Genomic DNA, 23,037 nt, shown 5'->3' with positions numbered 1-23,037 from the left:
GGGCATAGCCCAAGGGACCGGAAGCCTTTTGCCTCCGGGGAATTGGTTCTGCGATACGCTTGCAGGGCGGCCGAGTCAAGTCAGCCTTGGGTCAACCTTGGGTCAACGGCAGGTCAGAGGCGGGTTTTGGGCCGAAAATCCGGCCCAAAGCGACGGCTCAGGCCTCGATTTCGCGCGGCACGATGAAGTCGACGGTGACGCCCTGGCCAAAGCCCGCCTGCGCCCAGGTCTCGACATCGAAGTCGGCAACCAGCGTGGCCCCGGTCGGATAGCGGGTGAATTGCGACGAGATCGGCGTGCGTGCCACCAGACGATGGGCAAATTCGGCGATGCCGGGATTGTGGCCCAGCATCATCACGCAATCAGCCGTGGCCTTGCGCAGAACCGTCAGCATCACATCGGGGCCTGCATGATAGAGAGCGGGTTTCAGCTCTAACGTGGCACCCTCGGGCAGCCCCCGTGAGATGCCCGACCAGGTCTCCCATGTGCGCAGGGCGTCCGAGCACAGCACCTGCCCCGGCAGATAGCCGCGCGAGGCCAGCCATTGCCCCAGATCCGCTGCCGCCGCCTGGCCCCGCTCATTCAGGGGGCGATCGTGATCCGCCATGGTCGGGTCGTCCCAGCTGGATTTGGCGTGGCGGGTCAGGATCAGGCGTTTCATTTGTGGAACTGGCTCATGTGATAACCGGAATGTTCCGGCAGTCTTGCATAACCTGCGGACAGCGGGCAAGCGCGGCGCGTGATGCAACCCGCATTCAGGCAATCGGCGCCCGCGGGCTGATCCAGAAAGGCGTGGCAGCCGGGCACATCATAGCCCGCGCGCCCCAGCACCCCCGCCGGGCATGCGCGAAGGCAAGGGGCCGCACAGCTGTCGCAGGGCCTGGTGGCGGGGGCGATCTCAAAGCGTTCGCGCAGGGCCAATGCACCGCGAAAGCTGACCATCAGCCCCTGCCCGGCATGAACCAGCAGCCGGACCGGGCTGTCCCAGACCTGGCCCGAGCGCAGCGCCCAGGCGTAAAACGGATGAAAAGGCGGGCCGCCAAAGGGGAAAAGCGCTTTCCCGCCAATCTGGCAGGCCAGCCGCCCGATCACCCGGCGCGACCAGCGGTCCACCGGATCGGGCCTGCCATCCCATTCTTTCTGTGCGGTCAAATGCGGCCAATAACCCGGCTCTTTCGGGCCGATCAGCACCAGGGTCTGCGCGAATTTCCAGATCCCGGCCTCACCCGGATCCGGATTGAAGCCGCCAAGCACCGTCAGGAAATGCGGCGCAAGCCGCGCCTCCAGGTCGTGCAAGCCTGTCAAAGATGTGATCTGCGGCATCCTCTGCACCAGCGCCCGCCCAAAGGGCAAAGCGCCCGATGGATGGGGCAGCTTAACGCGCAACCCCAGCCGGTGCCAATCAGAAGCGACGCCTCAGCCGCGTTTCACGCGCGGCTTTACCCGGGGCTCGGTCGAGCGGATCTGGCTGCCCGCACCGTGATCGGTGAACAGCTCCAGCAGGGCAGCATTGGGGATCCGGCCATCAAGGATCGTCACGGCGCGGACGCCTTCATCAATGGCTTTCAGCGCGGTCTCGGTCTTGGGGATCATGCCGCCCGCGATCACACCCTCGGCCGTCAGCGCCCGGATTTCGTCAGGCGAAAGCGAGGTCATCACCTGACCGTCAGCCCCCTTCACGCCCGCCACATCGGTCAGCAAAAGCAGCCGGTCCGCTTGCAAAGCACCCGCAATCGCGCCCGCCGCCGTGTCACCATTCACGTTGAAGGTTTCATTGTCGTTCATGCCCGTCGCCACCGGGGCGACCACCGGAATGATGCCCGCCAGATAAAGATCGCGCAGCACCTGGACATTCATCTCTACCGGGCGGCCGACAAAGCCCAGTTCCGGGTCGTCGGCCTCACAGACCATCAGGTCGTCATCCTTGCCCGAGATGCCGACAGCGCGCCCGCCCGCATCCATGATCGCCTGGACGATACGCTTGTTCACCAGCCCCGAAAGAATCATCTCGACCACTTCGACCGTGGCCTTGTCGGTCACCCGCTTGCCGCGCACGAATTCCGACTTGATGCCCAGCTTCGAGAGCATCTCATTGATCATCGGCCCGCCGCCATGCACCACCACCGGATGCAGACCGACCTGTTTCATCAGCACGATGTCGCGGGCAAACTCGGCCATCGCGCCATCATCGCCCATCGCATTGCCGCCGAATTTCACCACCACCACTGCGTCTTCATAGCGCTGCAGATAGGGCAGCGCTTCCGAGAGCATTTTCGCGGTATTCCGGGCGTCTTGAACGGTCAGGGTCTGCTGCTTCATGGGGGCCTCCGGGTTGATATCGCCCCATAGGCCTTTCGCCCCGCTTTGCCAAGCAAAACAGGGCGATTGCGGGCATGATCTGCCTGTCAGGGCTGGCGGCGGGGCTGACGCCCCTCAAACCAGCGAAACAGCGCCACGATGATGCCTGCCAGCACCAGATAGACCGCCGCCAGCAGGAAAAGCGGCTCGTAGATGATCAGCGTGTCCTGGCGCACGCGGCTGGTGACGGCATAGATCTCAACCACGGTGATCGTGGCCACCAGCGGCGTCGCCTTCAGCTGCAGCACCGTCTCACCGCCCAGCGTCGGCAGAACCGAGCGCAGGGCCAGCGGGAAAGAAATGCGGCTGAGGATCTTGCGCCTTGGCATGCCCATGGCCCGCGCCGCCTCCAGCTGACCGCGCGGGACCGAGGCGAAGGCACCGCGCATCACCTCGCCCTCATAGCCGGCGAAAGACAGGGACAGCGCGACCAGCGCATAGGGCCAGGCCTGGCGCAACAGGGGCCAAAGATCGCTTTCGCGGATCCAGGGAATCGAGGGGAACAGCGCCCCCAGCCCGAAATAAAGCAGCCAGATCTGCAGCAAAAGCGGCGTGCCACGGATCACCGTGCAAAAGGCCTGCGCCGGACGCGCCAGATACCAGGGGCCAGAGGCCTGGGCCAGCCCCAGCGGCACCGCCAGGGCAAAACCGATCACCAGCGACAGCACCAGCAGCCAGACCGTGCGCCAGATCCCCTGCCCGATCATGGGCGCGTATTTCGGCAGCCAGCTCCAGTTGCCGGCCAGCACGATCCAGACGACCAGCGCCAGCGCAATCATGAGCATCACGATCCGATGGGGTTGCAACATCACGCGCATCATCTGCCCCCCGCCGCCCGGGGCGGATCACCGCGCCGCGCCCAGCGTTCCAGCCGCGCAAATCCCCAGGTCGAAAGAATTGAAATGGCCAGATAAATCGCCCCCGCTGCCAGGAAAAAGGTGAAGAAGGCCTTGGTGGTATTGGCGGCCTGACGGGTGGCCAGCGTCAGCTCGCTGAAGCCCACGATCGCCAGCAGCGCCGTGTCCTTGGTCGCAATCAGCCAGAGGTTGGAAAGACCCGGAATCGCCAGCCCCAACATGGTCGGAATGGTGATGCGCCGCGCGATTTTGGCGGCAGGCATGCCCATGGCCTTTGCGGCCTCGATCTGGCCCGGCGGCACCGCCTGGATGGCGCCGCGCAGAATCTCGGTCGCATAGGCGCCCTGGACCACGCCCAGAACCAGGATCCCCGCGACCACGCCCGAGATCTGCATCCGCCCGTAATCCAGCGCCAGCAGCACCTGGTTCAACAGATCCGTCAGCCCGAAATACAGCAGCAGGATCAGCACCAGCTCGGGCAGCGCCCGCACCAGCGTGGTGTAAACCGCCAGGCAATCGCGCAGCACCGGCCCGCCATAGATCTTGCCATAGGCCCCGGCCAGCCCGATCAAAAGCCCAAGCACAAAGGCCCCGACCGCGATCTGCAATGAGGCCCAAAGCCCCACCAGCAGCGTGCCCCCCCAACCGGGGGGGCTGAGGGCCAGAAGGCCCAGAGTGCTCTCCATCAGAGGCGGTCTCCGTTCAGGCCTTATTCACCATAGATCGACGAGGCGAAGTATTTCGCGGTGATCGCGTCATAGGTGCCATCGGCGCGAATGGCCTCGATGCCCGTGTTGAAGGCCTCTTTCAGTTTGTCGTCGCCCTTGCGCAGACCGACGCCCACGCCCAGGCCAAGCACCGCCGGGTCATTCGCAACCGCACCCATGCTGGCACAGCAGGCCTGCCCCTCGGCCGAGGCAAGGAAGGCATCCAGCGCCGTGCTGTCGGCCTGGATCGCATCAATCCGGCCTGCGACCAGGTCCTGGTTGGCCTCATCCTGGGTCTGATAGGCCTTCACCTCGGCAACCGTGCTGCCGAAATGTTTTTCAACATAGGCCTGATGGATGGTCGAAACCTGAACGCCCAGGATCTTGCCGCTCAGCCCTTCGGCATCGGGGGTGATGCCCGCATCTTTCGCCGCCACGATCACCGAGGGGGTGTTGTAATATTTGTTCGAGAAATCAATGACTTTCTGGCGCTCTTCATTGATCGACATCGAGTTCATGATCGCGTCGATCTGGCCTGCGGTCAAAGCCGGGATCAGCCCGTCCCAGGCGATGGGCGTGATCACACACTCCAGCTCTGATGCCTTGCAGACCGCCTCCATGATCTCGATCTCCCAGCCAGTCCAATTGCCCGAGGCATCGACACTGGCAAAGGGCGGATAGGGTTCGGGCGCCATGCCGACTCGAACGGTTTCGGCCTGCGCCATGCCCGTCAGCCCCAGTGCCAGCGCGGCGGCGATTGCGATTTTCTTCATGGTTATCTCCCTGTTTTGTCGAACGGTCTTCTTATGAGACCGATTTGAGAAACTGTTGCAGCCGGGCCGATTGCGGGGCGCCGAACAGCTGGTCCGGTGGCCCCTCTTCTTCGATCAACCCGTTGTAAAGATAGACGATATGGTCAGAGACCTCGCGGGCGAACTTCATCTCATGGGTCACCAGCAACATGGTGCGCCCCTCATCCGCCAGACTGCGGATCACCGCCAGAACCTCGCCGACCAGCTCCGGGTCCAGCGCCGAGGTCGGCTCGTCAAACAGCATCGCGCGCGGCTCCATACACAGGGCCCGCGCGATTGCGGCCCGCTGTTGCTGGCCGCCGGAAAGAAAGGCCGGATAGGCGTCTTCTTTGGTCTTCAGTCCGACCCGGTCCAGCAGTTTTCGCGCCATAGCCACGGCCTCATCACGCGGTTTTCCCAGCACCTGAACCGGAACCTCGATCAGGTTCTCCAGCACCGTTTTATGGGTCCAGAGGTTGAATTGCTGAAAAACCATGCCGAGGCTCTGGCGGATCCGCTCAATCTGGCGGCGATCCGCGGGGGTGCCGTCCGGGCGGCACCGCACCTCTTCGCCGCCGATCAGGATGCGGCCGGAACTGGGCGTCTCAAGGAAGTTCACACAGCGCAGCAGGGTCGATTTGCCAGAGCCAGAGCCGCCGATCAGCGTGACCACATCCCCCTCGCGGGCAGAGATCGAGACACCTTTAAGCACTTCATGCTGGCCAAAACTTTTATGCAGGTTCTGAACGCAGATCGCCTCGGGGCGGGCCTCATTGCGGACTGCCTGGCTGGCGGTGGACATCTGTTCCTGGACCCCTCGCATTGCTTTGCCGTCATCGCAGCCGACCTGCATCGGGGCCTGTCAGGACTGCGAGGCCCATTGAGACGGCGATCACCGCAGCCGTCAAGCACGGCGATCACTTTATGCGCCATTGCCCGGATTTTGTGCACAGGCGCTGCCTGTTCCTTTGGCACCTGTCCGGGGAAGATATGCGCCAGCCGTTGCGGCAGGGGATCAGGATCAGGCCTCCGGCTTGGGGTCAGGCCTCCGGCTTGGGGTCAGAGCCAAGCCGCCCCCCAAAGGCCCAGTTCTCTTTGGCGACATCAGTAAAGACGATCTGGATCGCATCGGGATTGCCGCCGCAGGTCTCAACAAAGGCGCGGGTCAGGGCGCGGGCGCATTCACGCTTTTGCTCGACAGTGCGACCTTCGAACATTTCGACACGGATCATAGGCATTTTCAGGCTCCGAAATTACACTTCTGCAACATTCGCCTGTTTTTGCGGGGATGCAAACCCTGGCCGCCCCAGGGGGGACGAAAACCCCAGACCCACCACAGACGGCAGATCGCCAGACCCCAGCGCGAAACGAAAAAGGCCCGCCATTGCGGCGGGCCAATATCGGTTTCAGACAGTCTCAGCTCTCAGACAGTCAGGCTTCAGCCTTCCTCGTCATTGCCGGCAACATCTGCCAGCTCGTCGAGCGAGACATTGTCATCTGCATCATCTTCCAGCAGATCATCATCGATATCATCGTCGCCGCCTTCTGCCGTTTCCAGCAGATCATCTTCGGCTTCGAGATCATCAACCAGAACCTCATCGTCCTTCTCGGGCGTGGTGCGCGAGATGACGGCGGCTGCCAGCTTGCGGCGGGCCGATTCAATATCCACAACCTCGCCGGTATAGGGGCTGACCACCGGGGTGCGGTTCAGATCGTAGAACCGTTTTCCGGTTGTCGGGCACAGGCGCTTGGTGCCCCAGTCTTCCTTGGCCATGGGTTGTCCCTTCACTTTCGCTCTGATGACGGGCTAATACGAACGTCGCCCCTTGCCATAGGCCGGGGCGGCTGTCAAAGCCTTTTCACAAGGCCGTCAAATGCGCTTTCTGTGACGCGGAATCAAGGCCTGTGGCAGCATTTATACGCTATCACCCGGGCGGCCATCCGGTTGCCCCCTTTAAACGCCCGATCACGACACCAGTCAGGACCCCGCAATGCCCGTGCTGCCCGGACCGCCTCCGGTAGAGATCCAGATGCGAAGATCCGCCCGCGCAAAGCGGTTTTCCCTGCGGGTTTCGCGGCTTGACGGCAAGGTGACCCTGACTTTGCCCCCCCGCGCCAAAGAGCGTGACGCGATGGTTTTTCTGTCGGATCAGGAGGGCTGGCTCAGGAATGTGCTGGCCTCGATGCCCCAGGCAAAGCGTCATGAAGTGACCCATGACACAGAGATCCCGGTGCTGGGCCAGATGCTGCGAATCACCCCCTCCGAGGGGCGCAGCATCCGCGTCGAGGGCGATCAGCTGCTGGTGCCCGGCCATCCCGATCAGGCGGGTGCAAAGATTGCCGCCTGGCTGAAGGCGCTGGCCCGTGACCGGCTGGCGGCCTCGTCCAGCCATTATGCAGACCTGGTCGGGCGCAGCTATTCCAGGCTTGTGCTGCGCGATACGCGCTCGCGTTGGGGATCGTGCAGCCATGATGGCACGCTGATGTATTCCTGGCGGCTGGCAATGGCGCCGCGCCCGGTGCTGGATTATGTGGCCGCCCATGAGGTGGCGCATCTGGTCGAGATGAACCATTCCGCCGATTTCTGGGCGGTGGTAACCCGCATCCGCCCCGGCTGGAAGACCGAGCGTGACTGGCTGAAAAACCAGGGCCAAAGCCTGCACCGCTATGCTTTCACCCGTTGACCGCCGCTCAATCGCAGTGTTCCGATGCCCCCTATGATCATTCCCGCCGGGCCGCGCCCGCCAGACCCCAATGCCGCCGCGCATGAGCGCCTTTACCGCATCCTGCGCCAGCAGGTGATGCATGGAGAGCTGGCGCCGGGCCAGTCTCTTACCCTGCGCGGGCTGGCGAAGGATTTCGGTGTCTCGATGACCCCCGCACGCGAGGCGCTGCGCCGTCTGGTGGCCGAGGGGGCGCTGACGCTGTCTTCATCCGGGCGGGTCTCGACGCCCGAGCTGACGCCCGAACGCATCGAGGAACTGGCTGCGATCCGCGCCATGCTGGAGCCGGAACTGGCCGCCCGCGCCCTGCCCCGCGCCCATTTCGCGCTGATCGAGCGGCTGGCGGCGATCAATGCCGCCAATGCCGAGGCCGTCAGCCGTCAGGATGCGGTGGCCTATGTGCGCACCAATCTGGAATTTCACCGCACGCTTTATCTGCGCGCCCAGGCCCCCGCGATGCTGGCAATGTGTGAAACCGTCTGGCTGCAGCTGGGGCCAACGATGCGGGCCCTCTATGCCCGACTGCGCAGGCGTGAGGCCCCGCCCTATCACCGCATGATCCTTTCCGCGCTGAAGGCAGGTGATGAGCCAGGCCTGCGCCTTGCGGTCAGGACCGATGTGACCCAGGGGCTGCGCCACCTGGCGGGCTGAGGCGGTTTTCGATCCGGAAAAACGACGACGCCCCCGATGTCGCCCGCGACGCCTTTCCGCGACGCCTCCTCGTGACGCCTCCCCGCGACACCTCTCCGGGGGGGGGCGCCCCGCCCGGGCCTGCGGGTCAGCCCAGCATATCGGCGGAAACCTCGTATAGCCCTTCCGCCCCCGCCAGCGCCGCCGCAAGCAGGCCCTGATGCGCGGACAAAAGCCGGTTGATCATCACCCGCGCCAGCGGCAGCCGCGCCGGGTCGGCCTGCCCGGCCCGCAGATGCGCGTCGCCCCCCAACACCAGCGCAAAGGCCCGCAGATAGGACACCGCGCCTGCAAAACGCGCGTTCAGCGGCATAAGAAGCAGCCGCTTTGTCGCATCCTCCAGCGCCAGCGCCGCCCCGGTCAGTGCCGCTGCCAGCTCTGGCTGATCGGCCATCGCAACTGCGGCCCGGTGGCCGATTTCCGTGATCAGCGCCAGCGCCGCCTCGCCGTTATCGGCGAGTTTGCGGCCAACCAGATCCATGGCCTGGATGCCATTGGTGCCCTCATAGATCGCGGTGATCCTGGCATCGCGCAGATATTGGGCCGCCCCGGTTTCCTCGATATAGCCCATGCCGCCATGCACCTGCAGGCAGATATCGGCAACGCTGATCCCGGTATCGGTGCCAAAGGCCTTGGCGATCGGCGTCAGCAGGGCCGCACGGGCAGCCCAGGCCGGATCTTTCGTCGCGGCCGCCATATCAATCGCCGCCGCACATCTAAGCCCAATTGCCCTTGCCGCGAATAACCCGGCCCGCGCCTCGGCCAGCATCCGCCTCACATCGGCATGGCCGATGATCCCCGCGCTGCCATCGGGCGTGCGGCCCTGGACGCGGTCTTGCGCGAAGCGGGTGGCCTTTTGCAAAGCCGCCTCGCCCAGGCCGACGCCCTGCATCCCGATGCCAAGGCGGGCGTTGTTCATCATGGTAAACATCGCCGCCATCCCCTGGCCAGCCGCGCCGACCAGCCAGCCCTTTGCGGCGTCAAACTGCATCACGCAGGTGGGGCTTCCATGCAGGCCCAGCTTATGTTCCAGACTGACCACATGCAGGCTGTTGGCCGCGCCGGGATTTCCCGCCGCATCGGGCAGGAATTTCGGCACAAGGAAAAGCGAGATCCCCTTCACCCCCGGCACGGCATCGGGCAGCCGCGCCAGCACCAGGTGGCAGACGTTGCTGACCAGATCCGAATCGCCCCAGGTGATGAAGATCTTCTGCCCGGAAACCAACCAGCCCCCCTGCCCGTCCTGTTCACCCTTGCCGTCGGGCACCGCCCGGCACTGCAGCGCCCCCACATCCGAGCCCGCCTGCGGCTCTGTCAGGTTCATCGTCCCCGACCACTCGCCCGAGATCAGCTTTGGCAGATAAAGCGTCTTCAGCGCGTCAGAGGCGTGGTGGTCCAGCGCCTCGATCTGGCCCTGGCTGAGCAAGGGCTTCAGCTGCAAAGAGACACAGGCCCCCGCCAGCATCTCATTGACGCAGGTGGCCAGCGTGAAAGGCAGCCCCATGCCACCATAGGCCTGCGGTGCCGCAAGCCCAACCCAGCCGCCCGCGGCAATCTCCCGATAGGCGGCCGCATAGCCGGGTGAGGCGCGAACCCTGCCGCCCTCCAGCCGGGCCGGGGTCAGATCACCGGCGCGATTGACCGGGGCCACCACCTCATCACAAAGCCGGGCCGCCCCCTCAAGGATGGCATCAACCAACGCAGCATCCGCCCCCGCAAAGCGCCCGGAATGGGTCACCGCGTCGAAATCAACCAGGTGATCCAGAATAAAACGCTGATCTTTGGCAAGGGTGCGGGCATGTGACATCGGTGAAACCTCGGGCCAGGCCCCCGGCAGTGGCCGCGCGGGCCACGACTGCGGGTTGGGACGGGGGGGACAACGGGATGCAGTATCAGACTTGTCTGATCGTTCGGGGTCCAATATGCGCGGATAGTAGCAGGCTGCGGCTTTGTCGCAAGCTGAAGGCCGCGCCAGGACAGGCCCGGCGCAAACAGAACTCGCACCGGAGCGACCGAATGCCGGGATCCATGATGCACAGACCCATGGCCGAAACGGAACTCTTGCCCGCAAGCCAGGCTGGCATCAGTCGGGCGGCAGCCCTGTTGCAAGATGGAGCCCTGGTCGCCTTCCCCAGTGAGACGGTCTATGGGCTTGGCGGGGATGCGCGGCGCGACGACAGTGTTGCGCGGATCTTTGCGGCCAAGGGAAGGCCGGTTTTCAACCCGCTGATCGCGCATCTGCCTGACGTTGATTCGGTCATGCGCTATGTCGGGATGCCGCCCGCAGCACAGATGCTGGCCGAACGCTTCTGGCCAGGCCCGCTGACCCTGGTGCTGCCTTTGCGTGAGGGGGCCGGGATATCGTCGCTGGCAACCGCAGGGCTGAACACCCTTGCGGTGAGGGTGCCCGCACATCCGGTGGCACGCGCCTTGCTGGCCGAATTTGGCGGACCGCTGGCGGGGCCCTCGGCCAACCCTTCGGGGCGGATCTCTCCGACCACGGCAGAGCATGTCATGGCAGGCCTTACAGGGCGGATCGAGGCTGTTCTGGACGGCGGCCCATGCCAGGTTGGGGTGGAATCGACCATACTCGGCTTTGCGGCGGATGGCGGAAACCGCCCCGAATTGTTGCGCGCTGGCGGGCTACCCCTGGAGGTGCTTGAGGCCGCAATCGGGGCTGAAATCGCAGGTCCGGGCAATGCAGACCCGCAGCGCCCCAATGCACCGGGGCAGCTTGGGTCGCATTACGCCCCCGATGCGCTGGTCCGCCTCGATGCTTTATCCGCAACGGCAGGCGAGGTGCTGGTCGGCTTCGGCCCGCTCAGGGGTGATCTGAGCCTGTCCCCCACCGGCGACCTGACTGAGGCCGCGGCAAGACTGTTTCACATTATGCGCGAGGCCGATGCATTGGCCGGACCGGGTGGACGCATCGCCTTTGCCCCCATCCCGGAACATGGGCTGGGCCGCGCGATCAATGATCGCCTGCGCCGGGCCGCCGCGCCGCGTGTGTAACCGGGCGCCGGTTTCTTGCAAGAAACCGGATCGGAATTCGTATCGAATTCCGACGCCAACCGCACCCGGTTGCCGAAGCCGGACCGGCCCCTTAGATTACAGCTGACCCGCAGGAGGCCAGATGACCGAAAGCACACCGCAGGCCTATAAGGTTCTCGCCCGCAAGTACCGCCCCGAAACCTTTGCCGATCTCGTCGGCCAGGAGGCGATGGTCCGCACCCTGAAAAACGCCTTCGCCGCCGGGCGCATCGCCCAGGCCTTTGTGATGACGGGGATCCGGGGCACCGGAAAAACCACCACCGCCCGCATCATCGCCAAAGGACTGAACTGCATTGGCCTTGACGGAAAGGGCGGCCCGACGACCGAGCCCTGCGGCAAATGCGAGCATTGCGTCGCCATCTCAGAGGGCCGCCATGTCGATGTGATGGAAATGGACGCCGCCTCTAATACCGGCGTCGGCGATATCCGCGAGATCATCGACTCGGTTCATTACCGGGCGGCCTCGGCACGCTATAAGATCTATATCATCGACGAAGTGCATATGCTGTCGGTGAACGCCTTCAACGCGCTGTTGAAGACGCTGGAAGAGCCGCCTGCCCATGTGAAGTTCATCTTCGCCACCACAGAGATCCGCAAGGTTCCCGTCACCGTTCTGTCGCGTTGCCAGCGGTTTGACCTGCGCCGGATCGAGCCTGAGGTGATGATGGCACTGTTGCGCCGGATCGCCTCGGCCGAGGGCGCAGAGATCTCGGATGATGCGCTGGCGCTGATCACCCGCGCCGCAGAGGGCTCGGCCCGCGATGCGACCTCGATCCTCGATCAGGCGATCAGCCATGGTCAGGGCGAGACCACCGCGCCGGCCGTGCGCACCATGCTGGGCCTGGCCGACCGGGGCCGCACGCTGGATCTTTTCAATATGGTGATGAAGGGCCAGGCGGCTGAAGCTCTCTCGGAACTGGCCGGACAATATGCCGAAGGGGCCGATCCCATGGCGGTCCTGCGCGATTTGGCCGAGATCACCCATTGGATCTCTGTGATCAAGGTCACGCCTGAGACCGCCGAAGACCCGACCGTCTCCCCGGATGAGCGGGTGCGCGGGCTGGAAATGGCGACAGAGCTGCCGATGCGGGCGCTGACCCGCATGTGGCAGATGCTGTTGAAAGCGCTTGAAGAGGTCGGACAGGCCCCGAATGCGATGATGGCGGCTGAGATGGCGATCATCCGTCTGACCCATGTCGCCGAACTGCCCGATCCCGCGACGCTGATGCGCCGCCTGAATGACGGGCCGCGCCCGCCCTCGGGTGGTGGTGGTGGCGGCGTTGCAGGTGGTGCCCCTGCTGGCGGCGGCGCGATGCATGGCGCGATCCGCATGGCCCCGATGACCCGTGGCCCGGCCCATGGGGCGGTGATGTCGGCGGCGGCCCCGGCGCTGCATGGCGCACCTGAGATTGTTTACACCTCGTTTGAGCAGATCGTCGCGCTGATCCGCGAAAAGCGTGATATGCAGCTTTTGGTCGAGGTCGAGAACTACCTGCGCCTTGTGCATTACGCCCCTGGTCGGATTGAATTTGAGCCAGCGCCCGGCGCCTCTAAGGATCTGGCAGCGCGGCTGTCACAGCGCCTGCAGGGCTGGACGCGCAGCCGCTGGGGGGTTTCGGTTGTCAGCACGGGTGGTGCGCCCACCCTGGCCGAGATCCGTGATGCGGAACGGCGCGAAAATGAGGCGGGCGCAATGCAAAGCCCGCTGGTCAAAGCGGTGCTTGCCGCCTTCCCAAAGGCCGAGATCAAAGACATCCGCAACCCCGCTGACGCGTTGGCCGAGGCCGCACTTGAGGCACTTCCAGAGGCCGATATTGGCTCGGATGAGGATTGGGATCCCTTTGAGGAATAACATCCCTGCTGCAGCTATGGCAGCAGGCACCCAGGATTAAGGACAGGCCCGGGCCATGACCCCAGGGGCAAAATGCAAAGGGAACAATCGGATGTTCAAAGGACTTGGTGGTCTGGGCGGGCTCGGCGATATGGCCAAAATGATGAAAGCCGCCCAGGATATGCAGACGAAAATGGCCGAGCTGCAGGAGGGCCTCGCCAATTCGGTGGTGATCGGCGAAAGCGGTGCGGGGCTGGTCAAGGCCCGGGCCACCTGCAAGGGTGATGTGACGGGGCTGGACATTGACCCCTCGATCCTGGTTCCCTCTGAGAAAGAGGTGATCGAGGATCTGATCCTTGCCGCAATCCGCGACGCCCAGTCGAAGGCTGCAGCGAAATCCGCAGATGAGATGCGCCGCCTGACCGAATCGCTGGGCCTGCCCGCCGATATGAAACTGCCCTTCTGATCCAGGACCGACCGTGGCCGCGCATATTCCTGACGATACCGGGATCGAGACGCTGATCCGGCTGATGTCGCGGCTGCCGGGCCTCGGCCCGCGTTCGGCCCGGCGTGCGGTGCTGGCGATGCTGAAGCGCCGCGCCCAGGTGATGGCCCCCCTGGCACAGTCGCTGGCAGAGGTGGCGCTGAACGCGCGGGATTGCCAGATCTGCGGCAATATCTCGACTGCCGACACATGCCCGATCTGCCAGGATCCGGGGCGAGCGAACGGCGAGCTATGCGTGGTCGAGGATGTCGCCGATCTATGGGCACTGGAGCGCGCGCAAATTTTTCGCGGCCGTTATCATGTGCTGGGCGGCACTCTTTCGGCACTGGACGGGCTGGGACCGGATGAGCTGGGCATCCCGCGGCTGGTCGCGCGGGTTGAGGCTGAGGGCATCCGTGAAGTCATCATGGCGCTGAGCGCCACGGTCGATGCGCAGACGACCGCGCATTATATTGCCGATGCGCTGGTGACGAGCGAGGCACAAATCAGCACCCTTGCACAGGGGGTGCCGATTGGCGGCGAGCTGGACCATCTCGACGATGGCACACTGGGGGCCGCTTTGCGGGCAAGGCGAAGATTGTAAGCGCTGCCGCGCCTTGCCGGTTTTGGAAGCCTCCGGCGGGGATATTTAGAGACAGATGAAAAGCGATCGCAGGCAGATTTCATCTGTCCCTAAATATCCCGGGGGTGAGCGGCGCAGCCGCGAGGGGGCTGGCCCCCTCTTTCGAAGATCACCAACAGGCCTTTGCATTGCAATTTGTCCCCGCTAGCCTTATCTCGGGGGCCAACTCTCAGATCCCCGAAGCTCTCCGGTGGAAAGGCCTGCATATGAACTGGATCACCAATTACGTCCGCCCGAAGATCAACTCGCTCTTCTCGCGGCGCGAGGTGCCCGAAAATCTGTGGACCAAATGCCCGGAATGCGGAACGATGCTGTTCCACCGCGAGCTTGAGGCCAATCTCAACGTCTGCTCGAACTGCGATCACCATATGGCGATCAGCCCGCGTGATCGCTTTGGCGCGCTGTTTGACGGCGGCATCTTCACCGAGGTGAAAGTACCCGAGCCGATCGCCGATCCGCTGCACTTCCGTGATCAGAAGAAATACCCCGACCGCCTGAAAGCCGCGCAGAAGGCCACCGGCGAGAAAGAGGCGATGCTGGTCGCCGAAGGCGAGATCGGGCGCACGCCCATCGTTGCCGCCGCCCAGGACTTTGCCTTTATCGGCGGCTCGCTTTCGATGTATGTCGGCAATGCCTTCATCGCCGGCGCCGAGCGGGCGGTTGCGATGAAAAAGCCCTTCGTGGTCTTTTCGGCAGCAGGTGGCGCACGGATGCAGGAGGGGATCCTTGCCCTGATGCAGATGCCGCGCACCACGGTGGCCATCCAGATGCTGAAAGAAGCGGGCCTGCCCTATATCGTCGTGCTGACCCATCCGACCACCGGCGGCGTGACGGCCTCTTATGCGATGCTGGGCGATGTGCAGATTGCGGAACCCAATGCGCTGATCTGTTTCGCGGGCCCCCGCGTGATCGAGCAAACCATCCGCGAAAAGCTGCCCGAGGGCTTCCAGCGCGCCGAATATCTGCTGGACCACGGCATGCTGGACCGTGTGACCCATCGCAAGGCGATGCGCGAAGAGCTGATCACCATCCTGCGCATGCTGACCCTGCAGCCCCCGGCGATTCGCGCAGATCTGGCGGCCCCCGAAGCCAGCACCCAGCCCGAGCCTGCGGCTGAGGCGGCACCTGCGACCCCGAAACCCTGACCCTACAGAGGCCCGGCGATGTCAAAGACGCTTTTGCAGTTTGATTTCCCTTTCCAGGGCCCCTGGGGCGCGGAAATGCCCGCCGCAATGGAGGGGCTGGCCGCAGATATTGCCAGCGAGCCGGGCTTTTTGTGGAAAATCTGGACCGAGAATGCAGAAACCGGGCGTGCGGGCGGGATTTACCTCTTCGCCTCGCCCGAAGAGGCTGAGGCCTATCGCGTCAAACATGCGGCACGGCTGGAAGGCTTTGGAATCACAGGCATCACCGCCCATGCTTTTGCGGTGAATGATGCGCTTTCCGCGATCACCAAAGCGCCGCTCTGACATGACGGGCCAGAGCACAGAACAGCGGCCGGATGCCGGATCCGACGCGATCCTTGCGCGGATGATGAGCTTTCATCCCAAGATCATCGACCTGACGCTGGACCGCGTGCATCGCCTGCTGGCCGCGCTTGGCCATCCTGAACGGCGCCTGCCCCCGGTGATCCACCTGGCGGGCACCAATGGCAAAGGCTCGACCCAGGCGATGATTCGCGCCGGGCTTGAGGCCCCTTACGGTCAGGCTGCGGGCGCATCTGCGGGCGCAACCGGGGGCGCGAAGGTTCACGCCTATACCTCGCCGCATCTGGCCCGCTTTCATGAGCGGATCCGCCTGGCGGGTGAATTGATTTCCGAGCCCGCACTGATGGCCCTGCTGGATGAATGCGTGGCGGCCAATGGCGGGGAAGAGATCACCTTCTTTGAGATCACCACCGTGGCCGCGATGCTGGCTTTTTCGCGCGTTCCCGCGGATTTCACCTTGCTTGAGGTGGGCCTTGGCGGGCGGCTGGATGCGACCAATGTCGTGGATCAGCCCCGCCTGACCATCATCACCCCGGTTTCCATCGACCATCAGCAATATCTGGGCGAGACCCTGCCCGAGATCGCCGGCGAAAAGGCCGGGATCATCAAGCGTGGCGTTCCGGTGGTGGTCGGCCCGCAAAGCGATGAGGGGCTGCGGGTGATCGAGGATCGCGCCGCCCGGCTGGGGGCCCCGGTCTTTGCCTGTGGCCAGCACTGGCAGATCAGCGAAGAGCGTGGCCGCATGGTCTATCAGGATGAAAACGGCCTGCTGGATCTGCCCTTGCCCAATCTGCCGGGGCCGCATCAGATCCAGAATGCCGGGGCTGCGATTGCCGCCCTGCGCATCCTAGGCCGGGATGAGGCGGCCTGTGAGGCTGCCGTCACCCGCGCCACCTGGCCTGCGCGGATGCAAAAACTGGTCACCGGCCCGCTGGTGCAGCAGGCCCCGGGCATTGAGCTGTGGCTGGATGGCGGCCATAACCCAGCCGGTGGCGAGGCGATTGCCGCGACGCTTTCGCGGATGCCTGCACGTGAGACATTCGCAATTTGCGGCATGCTGAATACCAAGGATGTGACGGGCTATATGCGCCCCCTCGCCCCGCATCTGAAAGCGCTGATCGCGGTTGAAATCCCAGGCGAGCCGAACACGCTGCCTGCCACCGCCACCCGCGATGCGGCCCGGCAGGCCGGGATCGCGGCTGAGACGGCGGCCTCGGTTTCGGCGGCCCTGGCACAGATCACGGCACAAAACCCTGCGGCGCGGGTGTTGATCTGCGGCTCACTTTACCTCGCGGGGCAGATCCTGCGCGAAAACGGCTGAGACCGGGCGCAAGCCCCGCCCCGGTCAGGCGCCAGTTTCGGCCCCGGTCAGGCACCAGTCGACCCGATGCCAGCCCCGGTGTGCCAGTTCCAGTGCAGCAGTTCCAGTATGCCAGTTCCGGTGGTCATCCAGTGCGTCAGCCCATGTCGCCCCGACAGCCGCGGCGCAGGCCCTTTGGCTGCGCCCCCGTCAGCGGCCCGTGCCGTAACGGGCGAGGAAGGTTTCAACCGCGCCGGTGATGGCGTCCTCGATCTCTTCGCTGCGGATATCCTCGACCAGGCCCAGCAAGACCCGATCCTGGATCAGCGCTTTGCTGAGCTGCACGAACTGATCGGTCGCAAGCTCGAAATCTTCGATCTGCAATTCACCACGCTCGCACAGCGCGGTAAGACGCGCGATCAGCCTCTGACGCAGCTTGCCCGGGCCATTGATGTAAAAAAGCCGCGCCAGCTCGGGGAAGCGGGCGACCTCGGCCACCATCAGCCGGAACAGGCGGCGCCCGAAATCCGACAGGGTGAAATCAATGATCTTGCGGGCCGTAAGGGTAAGGACGGCAGGCGCATCCAGATCCGGCCCCAGCTCGGCCTCGGCCTCATTGGCATGGCGATGACATTCGGCGCTGAACACCTCGGCGAACATCATCCGCTTGTCCGGGAAATAAGAGTAAAGCGTCGCCTTAGAGACGCCGGCAACCCGGGCAATCTCGTCAACCGAGGCCCCTTCAAAGCCATCGCGCAGGAAGACGCTGAGCGCACCCTCCTGAACCTGCTCATATTTGCGGCCCTTGCGGGCCTCTGTCGAAACAATCGGATTCATGATGGCCTATCATGGCGTCAGCCCACGCCATTGGCAACCGCAGCGCCCCAGGCTTTGACCGCGGCATCGGGTTTTCCCTCTGGCGCAGCGGCAGCGGTGCTGGCAAACTCTGGCATGCCACATCAGGCACGCCACAAGAGATTGCGCAACAGCGCCGGCTTTTGCAGCCCCAGTATTTGCCCCCCCAGTACAGGCCCCCAACAGGCCCCCGTATCGGGGGCCGCCTGCCCCCACTTCGCCTCTTTCTCTGCCACGCCCCTATCCCGAGCCTGCCATGCTGACATCTGCCCTTTCCCGCCGGCGTATGCGCGATTTGTCCGAGCGCGAAATCCTTGCGCTGGCGATCTCTTCGGAAGAGGATGACGCCCGCATCTACCGCCATTACGCCGAGCGGCTGCGCGCCGATTACCCTGCCTCTGCGGCCCTTTTTGACGGTATGGCCGAGGAAGAGGACGGCCATCGTCGCCAGCTGCTGGATCTTTATGAGACGCGGTTTGGCCGGGTGGTTCCGCTGATCCGGCGTGAGCATGTGGCGGGCTTTCATGCACGTCGCCCGGTCTGGCTGAACAGCCAGCTTTCGCTGGAGACGATCCGCGCCCAGGCCGCGCAAATGGAGCGCGACGCAGGCGCCTTTTACGCCCGCGCCGCCGCACAAAGCAGCGATGCGCCCACCCGCCGCCTGCTGGGCGATCTGGCCCAGGCCGAAAGCGCGCATGAGCGCGAGGCCGATCGCCTGGCCGAAACCCATCTGAGCGATGACGCCAAAGCCGCCGAGGCGCAGTCGGAAAAGCGTCAGTTCATCCTGACCTGGGTGCAGCCGGGGCTGGCGGGGCTGATGGATGGCTCTGTCTCGACGCTGGCGCCGATTTTTGCCACCGCTTTTGCGACGCAAAACACCCATACGACCTTTCTGGTGGGGCTGGCGGCCTCGGTGGGCGCGGGGATTTCGATGGGGTTCACCGAGGCAGCCGCCGATGATGGCCGGATCTCGGGGCGCGGCAGCCCGCTGAAGCGTGGGATTGCGACCGGGGTGATGACGGCTGCGGGCGGGCTGGGGCATGCGCTGCCCTATCTGATCCCCGATTTTCACATCGCCACCACGATTGCGATGATCGTGGTGTTTTTTGAGCTATGGGCAATCGCCTGGATCCAGAACCGCTATATGGAGACGCCCTTCTGGCGGGCGGCCTTTCAGGTGGTGCTGGGAGGGGCGCTGGTCTTCGCCGCGGGCGTGCTGATCGGCGGCGGCTAGGCTTTCAAAGCCCGCGCCGGCCCCGACCACCTGTGCCCCGATCCGCGTGATGCGCCCTGGCGCGGCGCGGCGGGCAACCGGCACCCGCGCCCTCGGGGCCCTGGGCCAGGCGGCACCCCGATCACCCGCCCCTCTTGCACCCCCGTCTTGCCTCCCGTCTTGCCCCGCCCCTCTTGCTCCCTGGCTGCATTCTCTTCATTGTGGCCAGGATATTTCCGCCCCCCTGCCGCGCCCCGTTTCCCCGGGCCTCCCGGGTGGCCGGACCCCGAACAGCCTGGAGTTAGCATGAAAACGATCTCGGAAAACCGTTGCTTTGGTGGCGTGCAGGGCGTCTATACCCATGCCTCGCAGGCCACGGGAACCGATATGACCTTTGGTCTTTTCCTGCCCGAAGGGGCAGAGGACGGGCCGGTGCCGCTTTTGTGGTATCTGTCGGGGCTGACCTGCACCCATGAGAATGCGATGGTAAAGGCGGGCGCGCAACGCTGGGCCGCCGAGGCCGGTATCGCATTGATTTTCCCCGATACCTCGCCGCGCGGTGAGGGTGTGGCCAATGACGAGGCCTATGATCTGGGCCAGGGCGCAGGCTTCTATGTGAACGCGACCGAAAATCCCTGGGCGCCGCATTTTCGCATGTGGGACTATGTGACCGAAGAGCTGCCAGAGCTGGTCTTCAAGGCCTTCCCGCTGGAAGAGGGTCTGCAGGCGATCACCGGGCATTCGATGGGCGGCCATGGTGCGCTGACCATCGCCATGAGCCTGCCGGGCCGTTTCTCGTCTGTCTCGGCATTCGCGCCGATCTGCAATCCGACCGGGTCGGACTGGGGCCGCAAACAGTTCACCGCCTATCTGGGCGCGGATGAAGGCACCTGGGCCGCGCATGACGCCTCGCTTCTGATGCGCAAGCGTGGCTTTGACGGCCCAGTGCTGATCGACCAGGGCACCTCGGACCAGTTTATCGACCTGCTGAAGCCCGAGGCCCTGGCCGCAGCCATGACCGAGCGCCGCCAGGGCGGGACCATCCGCATGCAAAAGGGCTATGACCACAGCTATTTCTTTGTGTCATCCTTCATCGAGGATCACATCGCCTTCCACGTCGACGCCCTGAGAGGCTGATCTGCGAAGGGGGGCCCCGCGCCCCCTTTGTGCCCAGGCTTTGCCCCCGCCCGCTTTGCCCCTTTCCTTTGTTCCTGCGACCACATGCCTTTGCCGGTCGGAGCAAGCCAGTCAGGACTGTGCATCATGACGCTTTACATTGACGCCGATGCCTGCCCGGTAAAACCCGAGGCCGAGCGGGTTGCAACGCGGCTGGGCATTGCGATGGTGCTGGTCTCGAACGGCGGCATCAGGCCCTCGGCCAATCCGCTGGTCTCCTCGGTCTATGTGGGCCAGGGCCTGGATGAGGCCGACCGCTGGATCGCGGATCACGCGCATGAGGGCGATCTGGTCGTGACCTCTGACATCCCGCTGGCGGCCCGGGTGATTGAAAACGGGGCGCTGGTGCTGAAGCCCGACGGCCAGGAGCTGAACAGCCGCAACATAGGCCAGGTGCTGGCCACCCGCGATCTGATGGCCGATCTTCGGGCGGCTGATCCGTTTCGCCAGGGCGGCGGGCGGGCGTTTTCGAATGCGGACCGCTCTCGCTTTCTCGATATGCTCGACCGCCTTTTGCGCCGTGTGACTGTCGCGGGCAGGACAGAAACCGGCAGCAAGCCGGGCTAAAGCTGCGAGCTGTCATGTCTGATCCGCAGCCCAATCCCCCCGTATATAGCCATCGACCGGCTGCGCCCGTCCCGGGCCATGCCCCGGTATTGACGGGTATCCTGCTGGCCGCCGGGGGCACCGCGCTTTATTCAGTTAATGACATGGCGATCAAGCATCTGTCGGGCGGCTATGCGCTGCATCAGATCATCCTGTTCCGCGCCATGGTGGGGATGGCGATCCTTCTGGTGCTGATTGCCTGTTCAGGCGCGGGCTTTGCACAGCTGCGCACCCGCAGGCCGCTGGCGCATCTGATCCGGGTGGTGACCATCCTGACCTCAAACTCGGCCTTTTACACCGGGCTTGCCGCGATGGAGATGGCCGATGCCGCCGCCGTCTCTTACACCAGCCCGCTGATGGTGACCGCGCTTTCCGTGCTGGCCCTTGGCGAGAAAGTCGGGCCAAGGCGCTGGTTCGCGGTCTTTCTGGGGCTGATCGGCACCGTCATCATCCTGCGCCCGGGCGCGGGCGTCATTCAGGGCGCCGCGCTCTTGGTGCTGCTGTCCTCGCTACTTTATGCCTCATCGAACCTGATGACCCGCTCGATGCGCGAGACTGAGACCGCCTTCACCTTCTCATTCTACGTGCTGTCGGGCTTCATCCTTTTGTCATTGACGATGGGGGCGATCTTCGGCGATGGCAGCCATGACAGCGGCGATGCGCTTTGGGGCTTTCTGTTTCGCGCCTGGATCTGGCCGCCGCTGGCTGACATCCCCTGGCTTTTGCTGACCGGCAGCAGCGTGGTGATCGGCGGGCTGATGGTCGCCCAGGCCTATCGCACCACCGAGGCCGCAGTGGTCGCGCCCTTTGACTATACCGGCATGCCGATGGCGATTTTCTGGGGCGTTGTCATATTCGGGACATGGCCAGACCTTACATCCTGGGCGGGGATCGCGCTGATCTGCGGCTCTGGGATTTATGTGGTCTGGCGCGAGGCCGCGCTGGCAAAAAGGGTGCGGAAATGAAACCTGAGGCGGTGATTTTTGACATCGGGCGGGTGCTGATCGGCTGGGATCCGATCGGCTTTTACGACCGTGAAATCGGCGAGGATCGCCGTCACGCTCTGTTTGACGCCGTTGATCTGCTGGGGATGAATGAGGGCGTCGATGCGGGTGATCCGTTTCGGGACAGCGTGTTCGCCCTGGCCGACCGCCACCCGGAATGGGCGCCCGAGATCCGCCTCTGGTATGAGCGCTGGCATGATATGGCCTCGCCCAGGATCGAGGGCTCGATCCGGCTGCGTGATGCGCTGCGGGCCAAAGGCATCCCGGTTTTCGCGCTGACAAATTTCGGCGATCAGACCTGGGATCACGCCCTGCCCCGGCTGGGATTTCTGGCCGATTTCGACCGCCTTTACATCTCGGGGCGGCTGCGGATGATCAAACCCGACCCCGCGATCTATGCCCATGTCGAGGCCGATTGCGGCATCGCGCCGGAACGCCTGCTGTTCACCGATGACCGCGCCGACAATATCACCGCCGCCGCCAGGCGCGGCTGGCGCACCCATCAGTTCGAAAGCTGGCAGGGCTGGGCCGAGCGGCTGGTCGCCGAAGAGCTTTTGACCCGCGCAGAGGCCGGGATTTAAGCGGCGGGACTTTAAGCGGCCGCGATTCAAGCAATCGGTTTTCAGCCGTCAGGCCCTGCCATATCAGACCCGACCGCATCAGGCCCCGCCATATCAGACCCGGTGGCGTCAGGCCTGCGCAAGCGCCCGAAGCAGCATCTCGCGGTCGCCCTCATTGCCCAAAAGCGCCAGCGCCTCGCTGATGCCCAGCCAGACCGCGCTATGACCCGGCTCTGAGGGCGGGCCGTGGCGCAGCACCGGGCGGGCGAGGTAGATCGTGCAGACCTTCTCGGCCCAGAAATCGTAATCGGGCATAAAGGTGAACCGCCGATAGGCCCCGATCCGGCGCGGGCGGTCGATCTTCCAGCCGGTCTCTTCAAAGACCTCGCGGTGCAGCGCGGCCAGCGGATGCTCGCCTTTGTCGATGCCGCCGCCGGGCAGCTGGAACTCGGGCACCGGGCTTTGCTGGAAGGTGGTCAGGATCTGCTCGCCGCGCAAAAGCACCGCATAGACCCCCGGCCTGCGCCGCCAGGAGATCCCGGGCTTTACCGCCTCGCCATATCGCCGGATCATCGCCCGTGCCTCCTTTGCTGTTGCCCCCTTGGTCAGCCGGGGCATCGCCCCTATATAAGCCGCCGAACAGAGCCGTATTCCCAACAGACACTTGCCAGAGCCCCCGCATCAGGACAAGGCTTTGCCTG

At 64.5% G+C, this 23,037-nt stretch carries 26 protein-coding genes; 14 read left to right on the top strand and 12 right to left on the bottom strand.

The features are described from left to right. Positions 1 to 157: 157 nt before the first annotated feature. From HOY34_RS09515 to HOY34_RS09475, 9 genes are all read right to left on the bottom strand, one after another. Complete coding sequence (locus HOY34_RS09515) at positions 158 to 661, bottom strand: SixA phosphatase family protein (RefSeq protein ID WP_172362150.1); 504 nt, start codon at positions 659 to 661, stop codon at positions 158 to 160. Then, positions 658 to 1,305: a ferredoxin gene (locus HOY34_RS09510; RefSeq protein WP_253944354.1), complete on the bottom strand. Its 648-nt coding sequence runs from the start codon at positions 1,303 to 1,305 to the stop codon at positions 658 to 660. Before HOY34_RS09510 ends, HOY34_RS09515 begins: the two co-directional genes overlap by 4 nt. 111 nt (positions 1,306 to 1,416) lie before the next feature. After that, positions 1,417 to 2,319, bottom strand: coding sequence for an acetylglutamate kinase (argB, locus tag HOY34_RS09505; protein ID WP_172362146.1), 903 nt, complete (start codon positions 2,317 to 2,319; stop codon positions 1,417 to 1,419). Between the two features lie 86 nt (positions 2,320 to 2,405). Then, positions 2,406 to 3,176 (bottom strand): ABC transporter permease, encoded by a 771-nt coding sequence (locus tag HOY34_RS09500; RefSeq protein ID WP_253944364.1) that lies wholly within the window; start codon positions 3,174 to 3,176, stop codon positions 2,406 to 2,408. Next, positions 3,176 to 3,901 carry an ABC transporter permease gene (locus HOY34_RS09495; RefSeq protein ID WP_172362142.1) on the bottom strand — a complete coding sequence of 242 codons (726 nt, stop codon included), beginning with the start codon at positions 3,899 to 3,901 and terminating at the stop codon, positions 3,176 to 3,178. Before HOY34_RS09495 ends, HOY34_RS09500 begins: the two co-directional genes overlap by 1 nt. Positions 3,902 to 3,924: 23 nt before the next feature. Then, positions 3,925 to 4,701 carry a transporter substrate-binding domain-containing protein gene (locus tag HOY34_RS09490; RefSeq protein WP_436645196.1) on the bottom strand — a complete coding sequence of 259 codons (777 nt, stop codon included), beginning with the start codon at positions 4,699 to 4,701 and terminating at the stop codon, positions 3,925 to 3,927. 25 nt (positions 4,702 to 4,726) lie between these two features. After that, on the bottom strand, positions 4,727 to 5,515 hold the full coding sequence (locus HOY34_RS09485) for an ABC transporter ATP-binding protein (protein WP_172362139.1): 789 nt from the start codon (positions 5,513 to 5,515) through the stop codon (positions 4,727 to 4,729). 238 nt (positions 5,516 to 5,753) lie between these two features. Further along, a complete protein-coding gene (locus HOY34_RS09480; RefSeq protein WP_172362137.1) occupies positions 5,754 to 5,951 on the bottom strand; it encodes a 4-oxalocrotonate tautomerase in 198 nt (65 codons plus the stop codon). Between the two features lie 200 nt (positions 5,952 to 6,151). Beyond that, positions 6,152 to 6,487, bottom strand: coding sequence for a TIGR02300 family protein (locus tag HOY34_RS09475; protein WP_172362135.1), 336 nt, complete (start codon positions 6,485 to 6,487; stop codon positions 6,152 to 6,154). Positions 6,488 to 6,704: 217 nt separating this feature from the next. On the opposite strand from HOY34_RS09475, the gene HOY34_RS09470 reads away from it, so the two are divergent. After that, positions 6,705 to 7,397 carry a M48 family metallopeptidase gene (locus tag HOY34_RS09470; protein WP_172362133.1) on the top strand — a complete coding sequence of 231 codons (693 nt, stop codon included), beginning with the start codon at positions 6,705 to 6,707 and terminating at the stop codon, positions 7,395 to 7,397. Positions 7,398 to 7,430: 33 nt separating this feature from the next. Further along, a complete protein-coding gene (locus HOY34_RS09465) occupies positions 7,431 to 8,087 on the top strand; it encodes a GntR family transcriptional regulator (protein WP_172362436.1) in 657 nt (218 codons plus the stop codon). 127 nt (positions 8,088 to 8,214) lie between these two features. On the opposite strand, the gene HOY34_RS09460 is transcribed toward HOY34_RS09465, so the two are convergent. After that, positions 8,215 to 9,933 (bottom strand): acyl-CoA dehydrogenase family protein, encoded by a 1,719-nt coding sequence (locus HOY34_RS09460; protein ID WP_172362132.1) that lies wholly within the window; start codon positions 9,931 to 9,933, stop codon positions 8,215 to 8,217. A 236-nt stretch (positions 9,934 to 10,169) separates the two neighbouring features. Between HOY34_RS09460 and HOY34_RS09455 the strand changes: the two genes are divergently transcribed. From HOY34_RS09455 to HOY34_RS09425, 7 genes are all read left to right on the top strand, one after another. After that, on the top strand, positions 10,170 to 11,138 hold the full coding sequence (locus HOY34_RS09455) for an L-threonylcarbamoyladenylate synthase (protein WP_172362129.1): 969 nt from the start codon (positions 10,170 to 10,172) through the stop codon (positions 11,136 to 11,138). A gap of 121 nt (positions 11,139 to 11,259) precedes the next feature. Beyond that, positions 11,260 to 13,029, top strand: a complete 1,770-nt coding sequence (locus HOY34_RS09450; RefSeq protein WP_172362127.1) for a DNA polymerase III subunit gamma/tau — start codon at positions 11,260 to 11,262, stop codon at positions 13,027 to 13,029. Between the two features lie 91 nt (positions 13,030 to 13,120). Further along, positions 13,121 to 13,474: a YbaB/EbfC family nucleoid-associated protein gene (locus HOY34_RS09445; protein ID WP_172362126.1), complete on the top strand. Its 354-nt coding sequence runs from the start codon at positions 13,121 to 13,123 to the stop codon at positions 13,472 to 13,474. A gap of 25 nt (positions 13,475 to 13,499) precedes the next feature. Beyond that, complete coding sequence (gene recR / locus HOY34_RS09440; RefSeq protein ID WP_436645195.1) at positions 13,500 to 14,096, top strand: recombination mediator RecR; 597 nt, start codon at positions 13,500 to 13,502, stop codon at positions 14,094 to 14,096. A 245-nt stretch (positions 14,097 to 14,341) separates the two neighbouring features. Beyond that, entirely contained in the window at positions 14,342 to 15,280 is a 939-nt protein-coding gene (accD, locus tag HOY34_RS09435) for an acetyl-CoA carboxylase, carboxyltransferase subunit beta (RefSeq protein WP_172362122.1), read from the top strand. Positions 15,281 to 15,298: 18 nt separating this feature from the next. Beyond that, positions 15,299 to 15,604 (top strand): monooxygenase, encoded by a 306-nt coding sequence (locus HOY34_RS09430; protein WP_172362121.1) that lies wholly within the window; start codon positions 15,299 to 15,301, stop codon positions 15,602 to 15,604. 1 nt (position 15,605) lies between these two features. Continuing rightward, positions 15,606 to 16,943, top strand: a complete 1,338-nt coding sequence (locus HOY34_RS09425) for a bifunctional folylpolyglutamate synthase/dihydrofolate synthase (protein WP_253944352.1) — start codon at positions 15,606 to 15,608, stop codon at positions 16,941 to 16,943. A 189-nt stretch (positions 16,944 to 17,132) separates the two neighbouring features. Here the strand turns inward: HOY34_RS09425 and HOY34_RS09420 are convergent, their stop codons facing one another. Further along, the gene (locus HOY34_RS09420; protein WP_172362119.1) at positions 17,133 to 17,759 is read right to left on the bottom strand and encodes a TetR/AcrR family transcriptional regulator; all 627 of its coding nucleotides are present in this window, start codon (positions 17,757 to 17,759) and stop codon (positions 17,133 to 17,135) included. A 274-nt stretch (positions 17,760 to 18,033) separates the two neighbouring features. On the opposite strand from HOY34_RS09420, the gene mbfA reads away from it, so the two are divergent. The 5 genes from mbfA (at position 18,034) to HOY34_RS09395 (ending at position 22,357) form a co-directional block, all read left to right on the top strand. Further along, a complete protein-coding gene (mbfA, locus tag HOY34_RS09415; protein WP_172362118.1) occupies positions 18,034 to 19,011 on the top strand; it encodes an iron exporter MbfA in 978 nt (325 codons plus the stop codon). 285 nt (positions 19,012 to 19,296) lie between these two features. Next, on the top strand, positions 19,297 to 20,127 hold the full coding sequence (fghA, locus tag HOY34_RS09410; RefSeq protein WP_172362116.1) for an S-formylglutathione hydrolase: 831 nt from the start codon (positions 19,297 to 19,299) through the stop codon (positions 20,125 to 20,127). A 123-nt stretch (positions 20,128 to 20,250) separates the two neighbouring features. Continuing rightward, complete coding sequence (locus HOY34_RS09405) at positions 20,251 to 20,733, top strand: YaiI/YqxD family protein (RefSeq protein ID WP_172362432.1); 483 nt, start codon at positions 20,251 to 20,253, stop codon at positions 20,731 to 20,733. An 89-nt stretch (positions 20,734 to 20,822) separates the two neighbouring features. Further along, positions 20,823 to 21,737, top strand: coding sequence for a DMT family transporter (locus tag HOY34_RS09400; protein WP_253944350.1), 915 nt, complete (start codon positions 20,823 to 20,825; stop codon positions 21,735 to 21,737). Next, positions 21,734 to 22,357, top strand: a complete 624-nt coding sequence (locus HOY34_RS09395; protein ID WP_172362114.1) for an HAD-IA family hydrolase — start codon at positions 21,734 to 21,736, stop codon at positions 22,355 to 22,357. The genes HOY34_RS09400 and HOY34_RS09395 overlap by 4 nt, the downstream gene beginning before the upstream one ends. A gap of 108 nt (positions 22,358 to 22,465) precedes the next feature. Here the strand turns inward: HOY34_RS09395 and HOY34_RS09390 are convergent, their stop codons facing one another. After that, positions 22,466 to 22,909 carry an NUDIX hydrolase gene (locus HOY34_RS09390; protein WP_172362113.1) on the bottom strand — a complete coding sequence of 148 codons (444 nt, stop codon included), beginning with the start codon at positions 22,907 to 22,909 and terminating at the stop codon, positions 22,466 to 22,468. Between the last annotated feature and the right edge of the window lie 128 nt (positions 22,910 to 23,037).

Source organism: Pseudogemmobacter hezensis, assembly GCF_013155295.1.
Classification (GTDB): domain Bacteria; phylum Pseudomonadota; class Alphaproteobacteria; order Rhodobacterales; family Rhodobacteraceae; genus Pseudogemmobacter; species Pseudogemmobacter hezensis.
This window is presented reverse-complemented; position numbering and strand designations above follow the sequence as displayed.